This is a genomic window from Stenotrophomonas sp. X, from assembly GCF_055721025.1.
Genome location: NZ_CM146756.1, coordinates 22,623 through 38,887, shown reverse-complemented (window position 1 = coordinate 38,887; position 16,265 = coordinate 22,623). Strand labels below are relative to the sequence as shown.

Below are 16,265 nucleotides of genomic sequence, written 5' to 3'. Positions count from 1 at the left end.
TCCTTCATCTCCTGTGATGACCATGCCGGGTCTGGCCGTATGACCGATGGCCACTGCGGTGCCGCATACGGGCTGCGATCATGACGCGGTGTTTTTCCTCCGGAGCCCGTCCATGTCGCTGATTTCCCACCCCGCCCGCCCGCTGCTCGGCCTCGCCGTTGCCGTGGCCCTGGCCGGCTGTGCTGCCACGGCCACCAAACCGACCGCCGTCGAAGCCAACATCACCACCAAGGCCGTGGGCTATCTGGACAAGAGCGCTGTTCCGGCCAGCCTCGATCTGGTGCCGGCACCGCCGGTGGCCGGTTCGGCCGCCCTCGCCCTGGACGAACAGGTCAGCCGTGAAGCCCGCGCGCTGCGTGGCAGCCCGCGCTTCGCCCAGGCCGGCGTCGATGCGGAACTCGGTTTCCCCGAGGGCGCCAACCACTTCTCCTGCGCCGCCGACATCGACGTCGATGCGGTGAAGACCCCGGCGCTGTACCGCCTGCTGGAGCGCAGCCGGATCGACGCCAGCGCCGCCACCAAGGCGGCCAAGAACCACTACCAGCGCCCGCGCCCGTTCATGGTCAACGGTGAGCCGACCTGCTCGCCGAAGGACGAGGACGGCCTGCGCAAGAACGGTTCCTACCCGTCCGGCCACACTTCGATCGGTTGGGCCTGGGCCCTGATCCTGTCGGAGATCGCGCCGGACCGCGCCGACGCCATCCAGGCCCGTGGCCGCAACTACGGCGAGAGCCGCCTGGTCTGCAACGTGCACTGGCAGAGCGACATCCTCGAAGGCCGCTTCATGGGTGCCGCCGCCGTGGCCCGCCTGCACGACAACGCCGCGTTCAACAAGGACCTGCTGGCCGCACGCAAGGAGATCGAGGCGGCGCGCAAGGCCGGTCGGCACTCCAGCCGCGACTGCGCCACCGAGAATGCGGTGCTGAAGGTGCGCCCGCAGAGCGCGCTGTAAGCCATGCCTCTGTAGAGCCGAGCCATGCTCGGCTCATGGCAGTCGAGCATGGCTCGACTCTACAGAAAGCAGGAAACAGAAGGGCCGGCATTGCGCCGGCCCTTCTTCATTGCACTACCGCAGCCACCGCATCAGAACTTCGCGGTGAACTCCACGCCCCAGGTGCGCGGCTCGTTGAGGAAGCCGGTCAGGTTGTTGAAGTCGATCGCACCGACCACGCGGGTCTGGTTGGTCAGGTTGCGGCCGAACACCGCCACGTCGTACTGGCCATAACCCCAGTTGTAGCCCAGGCGCAGGCCGCCTTCCAGCGAACTACGGCCGCGGAATTCCGGCGACTCGTAGATGAAGAAGTTCACCGCACTGCGGTAGGCCCAGTCGGTGTAGGCGTACAGCTCGCTGCCACCGCTGAGCGGGAAGCCCACGCGCAGGGTCGCGTTGTGGATCCACTTCGGCGCCTGCGGCAGCGGGTTGCCGTTCACCAGCGCGTAGGTCTGGCCGTTGATCACCGTGGTCGGGTCGGTGATGGTGCAGCCGCCGCCGCAGATCGCCACCGCCAGGTTCTTGTCCTTGATCTCGGTGTCGTTGTAGCTGCTGCCAAAGGTCAGCAGGACGTTGTCGGCCAGGTAGGCCTCCAGGTCCAGCTCGACGCCCTGGCCGATGGTCTTGTCGGCGTTGAGCAGGGTGGCGGTGTTGTTGGAACCGCCCACGGCGATCAGCTGCTGGCCATCGACGTCGTAGCGGAACACGCTCAGGCCCAGGCGCGCGCGGCGCTCGAACAGATCGGCCTTGATGCCGGCCTCGTACGAGATGACCTTCTCCGAATCGGCCTGCGACAGACCCGGCGCAAAGGCCAGGCGGCCCTGGATCGACGGCGCGCGGAAACCCTTGGCCACGCGGGCGTAGGCGTTGATGTCGTCGGTCAGCTTGTAGACGCCGCTCAGGTCCCAGCTGACGTCGTTGACGTCGGTGTTGGCCAGGTACGGGCCACTGACCGGGGTGCCGAACGGAACCGCCTGCAGCACGCTGGCGCTGAAGTCCTTCTTGTCCTGGGTGTAGCGCACGCCGGCACGCAGCTTGAAGCGGTCGGTGACGTCGAAGTCACCCGAAGCGAACACCGCCCAGGCCTTGTTGCGCTGGTTCTGCACCACATGGCCGGTCTGCGGATTACCCGGGGCCAGCGAGTCGTAGTTGAAGTTGTTGATGGTCACGTCTTCATCGAAGTAGAAGACGCCGGCCTGCCAGTCGAAGCGGCCCCACTCGTTGGACTCGACGCGCACTTCCTGCGTCCACTGGCGATGGTGCGGCAGGCCATCAGCCGACTCCGAGGAGAACGGAATCAGGCCCGGGCCGTAGTTGCCGGCACCGAGGAAGGCCGCACCGTAGCCACCGTCGATGTCACCGCGGTTGAGCGATTCGGCGGTCTCGTAGCCGGTGATCGAGTGCAGGGTCACCGAGCCGAGGTTCCACTGCAGGCGCGCGCTGCCCCCCCAGGTCTCCAGGTCGGAGAAGTTGACGCCGTCGTTGGCCACCTTGTCGCGGTCGAAGTTCTCGACCAGCGAATTGCCACCCTTCTGGATGATGTTGGCGCGGAACAGGCGGGCGGTGCCGTTGAGCTTGCGCTTGTGCAGGTTGAACAGCGCTTCGAAGTCGTCGCCTTCGTACAGGAACTGCACGCGGCCGGCGGCTTCGTCATAGCCTTCGAAGCCACTGTTGGGAGCACCGACACGGGTGTTGTCGACCCAGTCGTCGCGGCGCTGGTAGATCGCCGAGACGCGTGCCGACCAGCGGTCGGTCAGCGGGCCGCCGTAGGCGCCCTGCACGTTCCAGCTGTTGTAGCTGCCATAGCCGACGCGGAGGTAGCCATCGGCATCCTGCGACGGACGCGCCGAGTCGAACTTGACCACGCCGGCCGGCGTGTTGCGGCCGAACAGGGTGCCTTGCGGGCCACGCAGCACTTCCACGTTGGCCAGGTCGAACAGCGGGAAGCCCTTCAGCAGCGGGCTTTCCTGCACGACGTCGTCGTATACCAGCGACACCGGCTGCGAGGCATTGAGATCGAAATCGGTGTTGCCCAGGCCGCGGATGTAGAAGCGCGGGAAGGCACGGCCGTAGGACGACTCGATGTTGAGGCTGGGCACGCGTGCGGCCAGGAAGCGGATGTCATCGCCGGCCGAACCGAGCACATCCAGCTTCTCGCCCTGGATCGCGCTGACTGCGACCGGTACGTCCTTGGCGTTCTCGACACGGCGCTGCGCGGTGACCTGCAGGGTGTCGAGGGCAACCGGATCCTTGGCGGCAGGGGTTTCCTGGGCGGCTGCTGCCAACGGCAGCAGGGCGGAAAGAGCGGCAACGAGAGGGCGCGCGACCGGAAGGCGGCCACGGGAAGTGCGGGTCGGGGACATGGCGGTAGGCTGTGTTTGGAGGGGTGGTAAAACGGCGCTACCAGATAATTGTTGCAATACAGCACCTGCCCCGCAAATGCCGGCCGTTCATGGCCCCGTCGCCCTGCCCCCCGGGGCGCTCGCTAGACTCGGGGTTTTCCAGCGCCGCGGAGCCGCCGCAATGACCCAGTGGTACTTCCATGCCTCGGCCCAGGCCGACCGAATCGGACCGCTCGATGACCCGGCCGCGCGCCGCTACGCGCAGGCCAACCCGCGCGCGCTGGCCTGGTGCCAGGGCATGAGCGGATGGACCTCGATTGCCGAAGTGCCCGAACTGCAATCCGCGGCCCCGGGCATGCCCCACACCCCGCCCCCGGTCCCCGCCGCCGCCAGCGGCCGCGCCGACGACATCGAGTTCCGCATCGTCGGCCATGAAATGCAGTTCGTGGAAATCGAGCTTGATCCCGGCGAGAGCGCCATTGCCGAGGCCGGCGCGTTGATGTTCAAGGACGCCACGGTGCAGATGGATACCGTGTTCGGCGCCGCCAATGGCGACCAGGGCGGCGGCTTCATGGGCAAGGTGATGGCTGCCGGCAAGCGCGTACTGACCGGCGAAAGCCTGTTCGCCACCGTCTACACCCAGAGCGGCCATGGCAAGGGCAAGGTCGCCTTCGCCGCGCCCTACCCCGGCACCGTACTGGCAATGAAGCTGGACCAGCACGGCGGCCGCCTGATCTGCCAGAAGGACAGTTTCCTGGCCGGCGCGCGCGGCGTGCAGATCGGCGTGCAGTTCCAGCGCAAGATCATGACCGGCCTGTTCGGGGGCGAGGGTTTCATCATGCAGAAACTGGAGGGCGACGGCTGGGTGTTCATCCACGCCGGCGGCTGCGTGGTGGAGCGCGAGCTGGCCGCCGGCGAACGCCTGGACGTGGATACCGGCTGCGTGGTGGCCTATCACCCGACGGTGGACATGGACGTGCGTCGGGTAGCCGGCATCAAGAGCATGCTGTTCGGCGGCGAAGGCGTGTTCCTGGCCACGTTGACCGGCCCCGGCAAGGTCTGGCTGCAGTCGCTGCCGTTCTCACGCCTGGCCGGCCGCATGTGGATGGCCGCACCGCAGGGCGGCGGCCAGAACCGCGGCGAAGGCTCGGTGCTGGGCGGCCTGGGCCGGATGCTGGATGGCGATAACCGCTTCTGACCGCCTCCGGTCGTGCCGGCCGCTGGCCGGCAACCTCATGGACCTTGGCGCGCATCCCGGTAGTGCCGGCCGCTGGCCGGCAGCCCCATGGACCGTTGCCAGGTTTCCCTATGGTTGCCGGCCAGCGGCCGGCACTACCTTTATGAATGGGCGATATTTCCCACCCTGCCCGCCCCGCCACGGCTTCGGTATGCTGGCGCCCTTTCCTGAATCCGGCGCCGTGCGCGCACTGCCGATGAGCCTGTTCCGCCCCCGCATGCTGCTGTCTGTCGCCCTGATCGGCCTGCTGGCCGGCTGCGGTGGCGACCCGGTCCGCCCCACGCCACCGCCTGCGCCGACCGTGGTCCCGCAGGCCAAGCCGGTGAAGATCGGCATCGCCCTGGGCGGCGGCGCGGCCAAAGGCTTTGCCCATATCGGCGTGATCAAGATGCTGGAGGCCAACGGCTTCGAGCCGGCCGTGGTCGCCGGCACCAGCGCCGGCAGCGTGGTCGGCGCCCTGTATGCCAGCGGCATGGATGCCTTCCAGATGCAGAGCAGGGCCGTGGCGCTTGATGAAGCCAGCATCCGCGATGTGCGCCTGTTCTCCGGTGGCCTGGTGCAGGGCCAGAAGCTGCAGGACTACGTCAACGAACAGGTTGCCAACCGTCCTGCCGAGCGCCTGAAAAAGCCGTTCGCCGCCGTCGCCACCCAGCTGGAAACCGGCGAGCGCGCAATCTTCGTGCGCGGCAATGTCGGCCAGGCCGTGCGCGCGTCGAGCAGCATCCCCGGTGTGTTCGAGCCGGTGAAGATCGGCGGCCGCAACTACATCGACGGTGGCGTGGTCAGCCCGGTACCGGTGGACGCTGCCCGCCAGCTCGGCGCCGACTTCGTAATCGCCGTCGACATCTCCAGCAAGGCCAGCGGCAAAGCGCCGACCGACATGCTGGGCATCGTCAACCAGTCCATCTCGATCATGGGCCAGCGCCTGGGCGAGCAGGAACTGGCGCGCGCCGACATCGTCATCCGCCCGAAGGTACTGGACATCGGTGCCGCCGATTTCAGCCAGCGTGGCACCGCGATCCTGGAAGGCGAAAAGGCCGCGATGGCAGCGATGCCGCAGATCCGCGCGAAGATCCAGCAGCTGCAGCGCGCGCGCGCCGCAGCAGCCGCACCGGCACCGGTGGCCGCGCCGAAGTGCGAGGAAGCATCGCGCCTGGGCAAGCTGATGGGCCGCAAGGACAAGTGCTGATCCATTGAAGCCAGGCCACCGGGCCCGCCCGGTGGTCGCTCAGGACTCCAGCTGCGACAGCGGCAACGCCTGGAAGCCCTTCACCGTGCGCAGCACGAAGCTGGAATTGGCATCGGCCACGCCACCGGCATTGAGCAGCCGGTCCAGCAGGAAGCGCGAGAAGTGCTCCAGGTCGCGCACGTAGACGTGCAGCAGGTAGTCCATGTCGCCGGTCAGCGCGTGGCAGGCCACCACCTCGTCCCACGCCTGCACGCTGTCCACGAAGTGGCCGATGGCGGCCTGGTCGTGCTTCTCCAGCTGCACGCGCACGAAGGCCTGCAGGCCCAGCCGCAGCTGCCGTGGCTCCAGCCGCGCGCCATAGCCGACGATCACGCCCTCGCTTTCCAGCCGCTGCAACCGCCGCAGGCAGGCCGAAGGCGAGAGATTCACCCGCGCCGCCAGTTCGGCGTTGGTGGCGCGCCCATCCCGCTGGATTTCGGCCAGCAGGCGTATATCCGTGCGATCGAACTGGACTTCTCCGGCCATTGTTGCCCCGCAACATGGTGAGTACGCAAGGATATTGCGCCAACAAGGCCAATCGGCGCAACTTTTGCAACCCTGTTGCGCGTCCCCTGCCCTAGCATCGTGGGTATCCCATCCAGGAGTGCCGCATGGACCTCGCCCAGCCCCGCCGCGTCGAACACCAGCAGACCGACAAGGGCTACGTGCCGGTGTATACCACCGCGCTCGTCGAGCAGCCATGGGACACCTACAGCGCCGACGACCACGCAACCTGGAGCACGCTGTACCAGCGCCAGCGCGAGCTGCTGGTCGGCCGTGCCTGCCAGGAGTTCCTGGATGCGCAGGACGAAATGGGCATGAGCGCACACATGATTCCGCGCTTCGACCAGCTCAACGAAGTGCTCGGCGCCGCCACCGGCTGGACCCTGGTCGGGGTTGAAGGCCTGTTGCCGGAACTGGATTTCTTCGACCATCTGGCCAACCGCCGTTTTCCGGTGACCTGGTGGATCCGCCGCCCGGACCAGATCGACTACATCGCCGAACCGGACCTGTTCCACGATCTGTTCGGCCACGTGCCGCTGCTGATGAACCCGGTGTTCGCCGACTACATGGAGGCGTACGGCCGCGGCGGCGTCAAAGCGCATGCGATCGGTCCGGATGCGCTGCAGAACCTGACCCGCCTGTACTGGTACACCGTGGAGTTCGGCCTGATCGACACGCCCGAGGGCCTGCGCATCTACGGTGCCGGCATTGTGTCGTCGAAGGGCGAGTCGCTGTACTCGCTGGAATCGGCCGCGCCCAACCGCATCGGCTTCGACCTGCAGCGGATCATGCGCACCAAGTACCGCATCGACACCTTCCAGAAGACCTACTTCGTCATCGACAGCTTCGAACAGCTCATGCAGGCGACCTCGCCGGACTTCACCCCGATCTACGCGGCACTGGCCAACCAGGCGCATCTGCCGGCCGGTGAAGTGCAGGGCGACGACCGCGTGTTCCAGAAGGGCACCGGCGAAGGCTGGGCCGACGGCGGCGACGTGTAAGCACACAACGTGCACGGCTTTGCACTGAAAACGGCGCACATGGGTGCGCCGTTTTCGTTGTTGCCTGCCTGCGCCACTGCAGCGGCGCAGGCGAGGGCAGGGCACTCAGGCGTCCACGGCCCGGCAGGACCCGCGCACCATCAACTGCGGATGCACGCTGGCGGCGGTCGGCGCGTCGGGCACGTCGGCCTGGACCAGCATGGCGGCGGCGGTGCGGCCGATATCGGAGACGTGGCGCCGCACCGACGTCAGCGGCGGCCACAGCCGCGATGCCAACGGGCTGTCGTCGTAGCTGACGATCGACAGCTGCTGCGGCACCGCGATGCCTGCACGCAATGCCACCTGGTACACGCCTGCGGCGATTTCGTCGTTGCCGGCGAAAATCGCACTGGGGCGTTGCTCGCCCATCAGCAGCCGTTCGGCGGCATGCACGCCGGACTCGAAGGTGTCGCCCGCTTCCAGCACGCGCTCGCCGGGCAGGGTCAGGCCGACCTGCGCCAGCCGATCAAGGAAACCATGCGTCCGTTCGCGCGCGGCACGCCGGTCACCCGGTCCGGTGATCACCGCAATGTCGCGGTGGCCAAGCGAAAGCAGGTAGCCCGCCGCAGCGGCAGCACCATCGCGGTCATGGGTGACCACGGCATGGTTCTCATCCTCCGAGGCATGCGCGTTGATGCGCACGTAGCGACAGTCGATGTCATCGAGGGTCTGCGCCAGCGCGGCCGATTCGGACGCACGCGGCCCCAGGATCACGCCGTGCAGCTTCTGCTGCTGCACGAAACGGCGCACGCCCTGCGGGCATTCCGGATCCTGGCTGTCGCAGGGGTGCACCACCAGCTCATAGCCGGTGCCGCGCAGCGCGTCCAGCGCGCCGTGCTGCAGGTCGACAATGCATTGGGCACCCGGGTCGTCATACACCAGGCCGATCAGGAAGGAGCGGCGGAATGCCAGCCCGCGCGCGAGAGGATCGGGCACGTAACCGACCTCGCGCATCAACGCCTCGACCTTGTCGCGGGTGTCCTTGCGCACCAGCGGCGAGTTGTTGATGATTCTTGAAACCGTTTTCTTGGAAACTCCCGACAGTCGTGCGATGTCGTTGATCGTGGCAGCCTTGCCCTTCGATGCCGGCAACGCGGCATCGCTAATAGTTCGCACTGACATGTATAGAACCAGGTAAGTCGGAGAATTCTAGCCTTGCGCCCGTCGGGCGCGAAGTTGCGGAATGTCGCAGCGGATCTGAATCGTGTCGTGTTCGACAGATTCTGCTGCGCAAGGTTCCATTGTGATCGCTCTACTGCGTCTGCATCTGAATCGTTCTTCCACGCGTATTCACCTTGAATGTGGACGCGACGCGCGCGAACGCCAACATTCCCTTAACCATCCTCCGCTACATTCGAGGCATGGACCTGCAGACTTCTCCGTTTCCGCCATTCCGCGGCCGCGACCGGTTGATCGCCGCAGTCGACGCGGCGATGAGCTCCGGTGATCCCGAGCGCATCACGACCGACCTGCAGCTGGCGCTGCAGGAAGCCATAACCGACAGCCGCATCGAGTTGCCCGAATGCGTGCATCGGCCGGTCAGCGATCATTACGCGCGACGTCCGCTGTACCACAGCCGCGAACACGGCTACAGCGTGATTGCCATGAGCTGGGGCCCAGGGCAGGGCACGCCGCTGCACGACCACGATGCCATGTGGTGTGTGGAGGGCGTGTGGTTGGGCGAGCTGGAGATCACCCGCTACGAGCTGCTGGAGTGCGCCGGCGAGCGCTGGCGCTTCCGCCGCCACGCCGCGCTGCGCGGGGGCTGCGGCAGTGCAGGCAGCCTGATCCCCCCGCATGAGTACCACACCCTGCGCAATGCCAGCGATGAGGCACTGGCGATCTCGGTACACGTGTACGAGGCGCAGATGGAGCGCTCGGCGGTGTTCGATCCGCTCGGTGGCGACTGGTACCAGCGCCGCATCCAGGCGCTGCAGGCCGACCCGGCCTGAATCCGGCGCGGTGCGGAGCAGGGCACCGTCGCGGTCCGCATGGCATCATGCGCCGCTGCGCTGCCGGCACCGGCAGCATCCGCGATGCCCTGGCGGGCAAGGAGCAAGACGATGTCCAGCGCTGATCCGCGCCTGCGCGCGCTGTTGAAGCTGGCACCGGTGATGCCGGTGTACACCCCCGAAGATGTGAATGAAGCGGTCGAAGTGGCCCAGGCGCTGTTCCGTGGCGGGCTGCCGGTGATCGAGGTGACCCTGCGCACGCCGCAGGCGCTGGATGCGATCAAGGCCATGGTCGAGGCCGTGCCGGACGCGGTGATCGGTGCCGGCACCGTACTCAACGCCGCGCAGATGCAGGCGGCGAAGCAGGCCGGTGCGCGTTTTGCCGTTTCCCCCGGTGCCACGCCGGCACTGTATGCGGCCGCGCGTGATGCCGACCTGCCGTACCTGCCCGGTGCTGCCACCGCTTCGGACCTGATCCAGGGCCTGGAGCACGGCGCGGACACCTTCAAGTTCTTCCCGGCCGTGCAGGCCGGCGGCGCCGCGCTGCTGGCCGCCTGGCACGGCCCGTTCGCCGATGTGCGCTTCTGCCCGACCGGCGGCATCAGCGCGCAGACCGCGCCGCAGTTCCTGCACCTGCCCAACGTGCTGTGCGTGGGCGGTTCGTGGCTGACCACCCCGGCGCTGCTGCAGACCCGCGACTGGGACGCCATCGAGCGCCTGGCCCGCGAGGCCTCGGTGCTGGCCAGCTGAACCTGCTTCGCGGCTCTTCAAAGGTTTGATCGTGATCAAAGCGCCGGCCTCGCGCCGGCGTCATTCTGTGGGCAAGCGCACTACGGAGATCCGAACATGAATTCCACCATGAAGGCCGCTGTCGTGCGTGAGTTCGGCAAGCCACTGGTGATCGAGGAAGTCTCGGTACCGCGCCCGGGGGCGGGCGAGGTACTGGTCAAGATCGAGGCTTGTGGCGTCTGCCACACCGACCTGCACGCCGCCGAGGGCGACTGGCCGGTGAAACCGAACCCGCCGTTCATCCCCGGCCACGAGGGCGTGGGGCACGTCGTGGCCGTGGGAGGCGGGGTAGGGCACGTCAAGGAAGGCGACAGGGTCGGCATCCCCTGGTTGTACTCGGCGTGTGGTCATTGCGAACACTGCCTGGGTGGCTGGGAAACGCTGTGCGAGACGCAGCGCAATACCGGCTACTCGGTCAACGGCGGCTTCGCCGAGTACGCACTGGCCGATGCCAACTATGTCGGCCTGCTTCCGAAGGACGTGGGCTTCGTCGAGATCGCGCCGGTGCTGTGCGCCGGCGTGACCGTCTACAAGGGCCTGAAGGTCACCGACACCAAGCCCGGTGACTGGGTGGCGATTTCCGGCATCGGTGGCCTGGGCCACATGGCCGTGCAGTACGCCCGCGCGATGGGCCTGAACGTGGCCGCGGTGGACGTGGACGACACCAAGCTGGCACTGGCCCGCCAGCTGGGCGCGCAGGTCACCGTCAACGCGCGCACCACCGACCCGGCCGCGTTCCTCAGGAAGGAAATCGGCGGCGCCCACGGTGCACTGGTCACCGCAGTGTCGCCGAAGGCGTTCGAGCAGGCACTGGGCATGGTGCGCCGTGGCGGCACTGTCTCGCTCAATGGCCTGCCGCCCGGCAACTTCCCGCTGGACATCTTCGGCATGGTGCTCAACGGCATCACCGTGCGCGGCTCGATCGTCGGTACCCGCCTGGACCTGCAGGAATCGCTGCAGTTCGCCGCCGAGGGCAAGGTCGCGGCCACGGTCAGCACCGACCGCCTGGAAAACATCAACGACGTGTTCGCGCGCATGCGTGCGGGCACCATCGAAGGCCGCGTGGTGCTCGACTTCGCCGCCTGACCCCCTGTGCATGGCCGCCGTCGCTCCGTCCCCCTCTCCCACGGACGCGGCGGCCATGCCGATTCATCGGTAGTGCCGGCCGCTGGCCGGCAACGCGGGCACTCTGTGGCCGCCGTACAATGCGCGCATGCCCGGCCTGCTCAAGACCCTGTTCCTGTCCCTCGTTGCCCTGATCGGCGGCGTGCTGTCGCTTGCGCTGGTCAGCAGCGTCGCCAGCTGGCTGCCACCGTTGCTGGGCCTGTCGCCGGACAACAACAGCGTGCAACTGGGCTGGGATCTCACCTTCAGCGTGCTCGGTGGCATCGCCGGGGTTTCCTTTGCCACCTATTACGCGCCCTGCTGGCCGCGATCGCACGGCTTCTCGATCTGGTCGCTGGTCGCACTGGGCTGTGGCTACGCCATGTGGACGGCGGGTGCGGATTTCCCGTTCTGGTTCGTCATTTCACTGCTGGCGTCACTGCCGTTGCAACTGCTGGCCGGCTGGTGGTTCGGCCGTCGTCCCTCGCGCGACGCAAGGTAACGCCGCCCCTGTAGAGCCGAGCCCATGCTCGGCTGCCTGTGTCGATGTGCATGCAAGCCGAGCATGGGCTCGGCTCTACAGGTCCATGCGCGGCAGCGTCTGCTTCAACCGCGCGATGCCCTGCCATGGGTCACCCTTCAGCCGCTTCGCGCGCGCCAGTGCCTTGGCCATCGGAAAAGCGTCGGCCGCACTGACGCGTGCAAGCTCTTCCCAGCGCAGCGGCACTGCCACGCCAGCGCTGTCGCGTGCACGCAGCGACCACGAGCACACGCTGGTAGCGCCCCGTGTGTTGCGCAGCCAGTCGATGAAGATCACCCCGCCGCGCTTGGCCTTGCTCATCGTCGCCACATAGCGATCAGGCTGCTCCAGCGCCATTGCCTGCGCGAATGCCTCGCAGAACGCCTTCGCCTCGTCCCAGCCTGCCTTGGGCCGCAGCGGCACCACCACATGCACGCCCTTGCCACCGGACAGCCGCACGAAACTCTTCAGGCCGACTTCCTGCAGGCGGTCACGGACATCACGCGCAGCGGCTTTCACCTCTGCCCAGCCCACCCCTTCACCGGGATCGAGATCGAACACCAAGCGATCCGGGTGCTCGGGATCGGCCACGGTCGCGCCCCACGGATGCAGCTCCAGGGTGTTCATCTGCACCAGTTGCAGCAGGCCCCGCACATCGTCGATGTAGACGTAGTCCTCGCGGCCGCTCTTCTGCTGTAGGGGCACCGCGTGCACGGCATCCCCGAGGCCGGGGCCATGGTGCTTCTGGAAGAAGCAGGCCTTGCCCACGCCATCCGGGCAGCGCAGCAGTGACAGGGGCCGCCCGGCAATTTCGGGCAGGATCCAGCGCGCCATGCGCTGGTAGTAGTCCGCCACGTCGCCCTTGCTGAGCTTCTGCCTTGGGAACACCACCCGCTCCGGATGGGTTATCTGGACCTCACCCCCGGCTTCAGCACTCGATATGGCCACTTCCAGGTCCTCCTTCTGCTTGTCGCTGCGCAGCCGCTTGAAACTGGCCTGGCGCAGCAGGCCTTCCTTGCCCCAGCCACGGAATGCCACCTCCGCCACCGTCACCGGCTTCACCCAGCGAACGCTGGCGGCGCGGAACGGCACATGCGCCGGCAGCTGCAGCACAGGCGTCTTCACCGCCAACGGCTGCAGCGCCTTGTGCAGCGCGCGCAGGCTCTCGTCGTCGAAGCCGGTGCCGACCCGCCCCACATAGCGCAATCCGCCGTTGTCCGGCGTGGCGAGAAGCAGCGAGCCGAACCCTACCCGGGAGCCCTTCGGTGCCGTGTAGCCGACAATCGCGAACTCGTCGGTGTCTTCATGCTTCACCTTCACCCAGCTGCGTGCACGGGTGTTCACGTAGGGCGCATCCACCTGCTTGCTGACGATGCCTTCGAATCCCGCCTTCCCGCTGGCATCGAATACCTGCGGGCCATGGTCGATCACGTGCTCGCTGAAGGCCAGGGTTCCGGGCGTGGGTCCGATGAGATCCTTCAGCAGCGCCTTGCGCTCCAGCAGCGGTGAACGACTGATGTCCACGCCGGCCACACCCGGCAGATCGAACACGATGTAGCGCAACGGTTGCTTCGAACTCCCGTCGATCACGCGCTGCAGCGCGGCGAAGTCGCTGCGTCCATCCCGGTCCAGCACCACCAGCTCGCCGTCCAGGCGCGCATCCCGCACCGGCAGTGCCTGCACGGCCTGTACCACCTCGGGGAAATCACCGGTCCAATCCAGGCCGTTGCGGGAGCGCAGCGTCACCTTGCCTTCGTGCAGATCGGCCAGCAGGCGATAGCCATCCCACTTGATCTCATGCAACCAGCGCTCGCCGTCCGGTGCACTGTCGCGATGATCGGTCAGCTGTGGCTTGAAGGCACGCGGGTAGGGCGTGTCACGCGCGCCGTCCAGGTTCAGTGCTCGCGCATGCCAACGCGCATCGGCCTTGCGGGTCGCCGATCGTGCAGCCGGTGCGGCGCGCGTTGACTTGCCCACCGTGCGCTTGCTCACTGCGGATGTGCGTTTCGGCATGGGGGATTGGAGCAGATCATCTGCTTCGGCATCGCGCGCTTCCTCGTCGTCGCGTTTGATCAACAGCCACTGCACCTGGCGTCCCTTCATCGCTGTGCGCACCAGCTTCCACCCGCCGGCCAGGCGTTGCCCATGCAGCACGAAGTCGATCTTTCCCGCTGCCAGTGCCTGCAGTGGATCGCCTTCGCAGGCCCATGTGCCGTGATCGAAGACCTCCACGTGGCCAGCGCCGTAGTGGCCTTCGGGAATATCGCCTTCGAAACCGGCGTAGGACAGCGGATGGTCTTCCACTTCCACGGCCAGCCGCTTGTCACCAACGCGAAGCGAAGGACCCTTCGGCACCGCCCAGCTTTTCAGCACACCGTCCATCTCAAGGCGGAAGTCATAGTGCCGCGAAGTGGCATGGTGCAACTGTATGACAAAGATCGGCCGCCGCTTCGGATTGCCGTGTGCGGGCGTGTCGTCAGGTTCCGGTGTCTGCCCGAAGCCACCGCCAAGTCGGCGCTTTCGCCGGTACTGGTGCAACGACATGGCTTAACCTGCCTTGCGACGTGCAGCGGTTTTCTTCGCGGCCTTCTTCGTTGCCTTCTTTGCGGCCTTCTTTACCGTCGGCTTGGTGGCTGCTTTCCCCGTTGCCATCTTCTTCGCCGGCGTACGCTTGTTCGCGTCCAGGCTCTTCTGCAGCAGCGCCATGAAATCGACCACGTTGGTGGTGGCATCCTCGCGCGGTACAGGCTCATCCTCCACCCGGGTGGTACCGCCCTTGGACTTGATGCGCTTGTTCAGCACCTGCTGCAGGCGCTCGCGGAATTCGTCGTGATACTGCGACGGATCCCAATCACCGGACATCGACTCGATCAACTGCTCGGCCATCGCCGTTTCCCTGCTGCTGATGCGGTAATCGGCGAGCTTTCCGGTGGGCAGCTTGTAATCTTCGGGATCCACCAGTTCCTGCGGATAGCGCAGGATCATCAGCACCAGCGCGTCCGCATGCGGCATCACCGCGCACAGGTATTCGCGGGTACGCACCACCACCCGGGCGATGCCCACCTTGCCGGTGCTGCGCAATGTCTCGCGCAGCAGCACGTAGCCCTTTTCGGCCTTCTTGCCGGGCACCAGCAGGTAGGGTTTCTCGTAGTAGCGCGGGTCGATCTGCGCGGCATCCACGAACGATTCCACCTCCACCGCTTCGTGGCTTTCCGGTGCCGCAGACCGGATATCGCCTTCCTCCAGCACGACATAGCTGCCCTTGTCGTACTCGTAGGCTTTGACGATGTCCTTCCATGGCACTTCCTCGCCGGTATCGGCGTTGACCCGCTCGAAGCGGATCGGCTTGCGGTCGCGGGAGTCGAGCATGCGGAACTGCAGATCGACCTTGCGTTCGCCTGACATCAGCGACACCGGCACGTTGAGCAGGCCAAACGACAGCGTGCCGGTCCAGATCGGGCGGGCCATGGGCGTACCTTTGGCGGGGCAGGGCATCCAGCTTCGGATGGGGGGTGTAAACCACCCGTGTCGATACCGTGCACGTGGGTTCTACGGAGAACGGTCGTGCCGGCCGCTGGCCGGCAGAGCTCGCGGCCTGAAGTTTCCTGAGGTTGCCGGCCAGCGGCCGGCACTACTGCAGCAACGGCCTCACCGCCACCGCCGGAATATGATCCAGCGCGCGCCAGGCGTCTTCCACCACCGGCCGTGCCTGCGACCAGCTCAACCGCGACTGCCCGCGCATCTGCTCCCAGTGTTCGGCCAGCTCCTCGCACGTATCCGCGGCGTCACCGCGCGGCCAGTCGGCAGCGTGGGTGGTCAATGCGAAGGCGTAGACCGGGCATAGATCGCGCCAGTTGCGGTGGTTCTGCCCGCGACGCTCTTCGTAGTCGCTGAGCATGTACTGCAGGTAGTCCTGCGCCACCGCCTGCGGATCTTCATGGCGGCGCGTGCGGCGTTGTGCGGTGCGCTGGCCGAGCGGATCGAGCAGGGCGTTGAACACGGACGGTGCGGGTCGTTCAAGACGGGGCATGGCCGGCTCCTGCAGCGGGGGCGGGTGGGCAGGAATACGCGCGGTGCTGTTACCGGGGGGTGAGCAAGATGTTCATGACGCCGGGTTCGCGGCGGCTTTACCTGTGGCGCGGTGTAGTGGGAGCCCCGAGCGCAGGTAGCCAGACCATGAGCCGAGAGAATTCCCGAGACCCGTTGCGGGAAAACCACCCGCCCATTCCCGGTGAACAGCGCGGCAAGCGCGATGCCGACAATGCCGCCTACCGCGGCACCGGTGCACCTTTCTACGACGCCGAGCACGGTGGCGACCATCTGCCGGTGAAGCACGAGGCTGAACAGGCCGCCCAGGACCGCAAGGATGGCGGCGACCGCCATCGCGGCGGCCAGGAAAGCCCGCTCAAGCGTCGCGAACGCAAGCAGCGCGCCAGCGACAACCAGGACGAGGCGCTGGAGGAGACCTTCCCGGCCAGCGACCCGACCTCGCCGTTCGTACCGGCCAAGGCCCCCGACTGACGGGTAGTGCCGGCCGCTGGCCGGCAACGTCTGGGCT

15 protein-coding genes are annotated in these 16,265 nt (G+C 66.9%); 9 read left to right on the top strand and 6 right to left on the bottom strand.

Annotated elements, in window-relative coordinates:
* The first annotated feature begins 112 nt into the window (after positions 1–112).
* Entirely contained in the window at positions 113–952 is an 840-nt protein-coding gene (locus ACZ75I_RS00170; protein WP_180868599.1) for an acid phosphatase, read from the top strand.
* A 131-nt stretch (positions 953–1,083) separates the two neighbouring features.
* Here ACZ75I_RS00170 and ACZ75I_RS00165 read toward each other — a convergent pair whose 3' ends face one another.
* Complete coding sequence (locus tag ACZ75I_RS00165) at positions 1,084–3,354, bottom strand: TonB-dependent receptor (protein WP_346476707.1); 2,271 nt, start codon at positions 3,352–3,354, stop codon at positions 1,084–1,086.
* 160 nt (positions 3,355–3,514) lie between these two features.
* Here ACZ75I_RS00165 and ACZ75I_RS00160 point away from each other — a divergent pair, with 160 nt between their 5' ends.
* A complete protein-coding gene (locus ACZ75I_RS00160) occupies positions 3,515–4,531 on the top strand; it encodes a TIGR00266 family protein (RefSeq protein ID WP_061480458.1) in 1,017 nt (338 codons plus the stop codon).
* A 235-nt stretch (positions 4,532–4,766) separates the two neighbouring features.
* Complete coding sequence (locus tag ACZ75I_RS00155; RefSeq protein ID WP_111201599.1) at positions 4,767–5,759, top strand: patatin-like phospholipase family protein; 993 nt, start codon at positions 4,767–4,769, stop codon at positions 5,757–5,759.
* Between the two features lie 39 nt (positions 5,760–5,798).
* Here the strand turns inward: ACZ75I_RS00155 and ACZ75I_RS00150 are convergent, their stop codons facing one another.
* The gene (locus ACZ75I_RS00150) at positions 5,799–6,284 is read right to left on the bottom strand and encodes an Lrp/AsnC family transcriptional regulator (RefSeq protein WP_005411782.1); all 486 of its coding nucleotides are present in this window, start codon (positions 6,282–6,284) and stop codon (positions 5,799–5,801) included.
* Positions 6,285–6,409: 125 nt separating this feature from the next.
* Here ACZ75I_RS00150 and phhA point away from each other — a divergent pair, with 125 nt between their 5' ends.
* Entirely contained in the window at positions 6,410–7,303 is an 894-nt protein-coding gene (phhA, locus tag ACZ75I_RS00145) for a phenylalanine 4-monooxygenase (protein WP_053496712.1), read from the top strand.
* 105 nt (positions 7,304–7,408) lie between these two features.
* On the opposite strand, the gene ACZ75I_RS00140 is transcribed toward phhA, so the two are convergent.
* Positions 7,409–8,464 (bottom strand): LacI family DNA-binding transcriptional regulator, encoded by a 1,056-nt coding sequence (locus ACZ75I_RS00140; protein WP_061480459.1) that lies wholly within the window; start codon positions 8,462–8,464, stop codon positions 7,409–7,411.
* A gap of 239 nt (positions 8,465–8,703) precedes the next feature.
* Here ACZ75I_RS00140 and ACZ75I_RS00135 point away from each other — a divergent pair, with 239 nt between their 5' ends.
* From ACZ75I_RS00135 to ACZ75I_RS00120, 4 genes are all read left to right on the top strand, one after another.
* Positions 8,704–9,294 carry a cysteine dioxygenase family protein gene (locus tag ACZ75I_RS00135; protein WP_061480460.1) on the top strand — a complete coding sequence of 197 codons (591 nt, stop codon included), beginning with the start codon at positions 8,704–8,706 and terminating at the stop codon, positions 9,292–9,294.
* 111 nt (positions 9,295–9,405) lie between these two features.
* Positions 9,406–10,044, top strand: a complete 639-nt coding sequence (gene eda / locus ACZ75I_RS00130) for a bifunctional 4-hydroxy-2-oxoglutarate aldolase/2-dehydro-3-deoxy-phosphogluconate aldolase (RefSeq protein ID WP_472958550.1) — start codon at positions 9,406–9,408, stop codon at positions 10,042–10,044.
* 96 nt (positions 10,045–10,140) lie between these two features.
* A complete protein-coding gene (gene adhP / locus ACZ75I_RS00125) occupies positions 10,141–11,169 on the top strand; it encodes an alcohol dehydrogenase AdhP (protein ID WP_472958549.1) in 1,029 nt (342 codons plus the stop codon).
* A gap of 127 nt (positions 11,170–11,296) precedes the next feature.
* Positions 11,297–11,689: a hypothetical protein gene (locus tag ACZ75I_RS00120; protein ID WP_242890326.1), complete on the top strand. Its 393-nt coding sequence runs from the start codon at positions 11,297–11,299 to the stop codon at positions 11,687–11,689.
* Positions 11,690–11,764: 75 nt separating this feature from the next.
* Here ACZ75I_RS00120 and ligD read toward each other — a convergent pair whose 3' ends face one another.
* The 3 genes from ligD to ACZ75I_RS00105 all read right to left on the bottom strand — a co-directional run bounded on the left by ligD (position 11,765) and on the right by ACZ75I_RS00105 (position 15,737).
* Entirely contained in the window at positions 11,765–14,251 is a 2,487-nt protein-coding gene (ligD, locus tag ACZ75I_RS00115) for a DNA ligase D (RefSeq protein ID WP_472958548.1), read from the bottom strand.
* A 3-nt stretch (positions 14,252–14,254) separates the two neighbouring features.
* Entirely contained in the window at positions 14,255–15,175 is a 921-nt protein-coding gene (ku, locus tag ACZ75I_RS00110) for a non-homologous end joining protein Ku (RefSeq protein WP_472958547.1), read from the bottom strand.
* 163 nt (positions 15,176–15,338) lie between these two features.
* On the bottom strand, positions 15,339–15,737 hold the full coding sequence (locus tag ACZ75I_RS00105) for a hypothetical protein (protein WP_049413394.1): 399 nt from the start codon (positions 15,735–15,737) through the stop codon (positions 15,339–15,341).
* A gap of 146 nt (positions 15,738–15,883) precedes the next feature.
* On the opposite strand from ACZ75I_RS00105, the gene ACZ75I_RS00100 reads away from it, so the two are divergent.
* Positions 15,884–16,228: a hypothetical protein gene (locus tag ACZ75I_RS00100; RefSeq protein WP_472958546.1), complete on the top strand. Its 345-nt coding sequence runs from the start codon at positions 15,884–15,886 to the stop codon at positions 16,226–16,228.
* Positions 16,229–16,265: the final 37 nt, after the last annotated feature.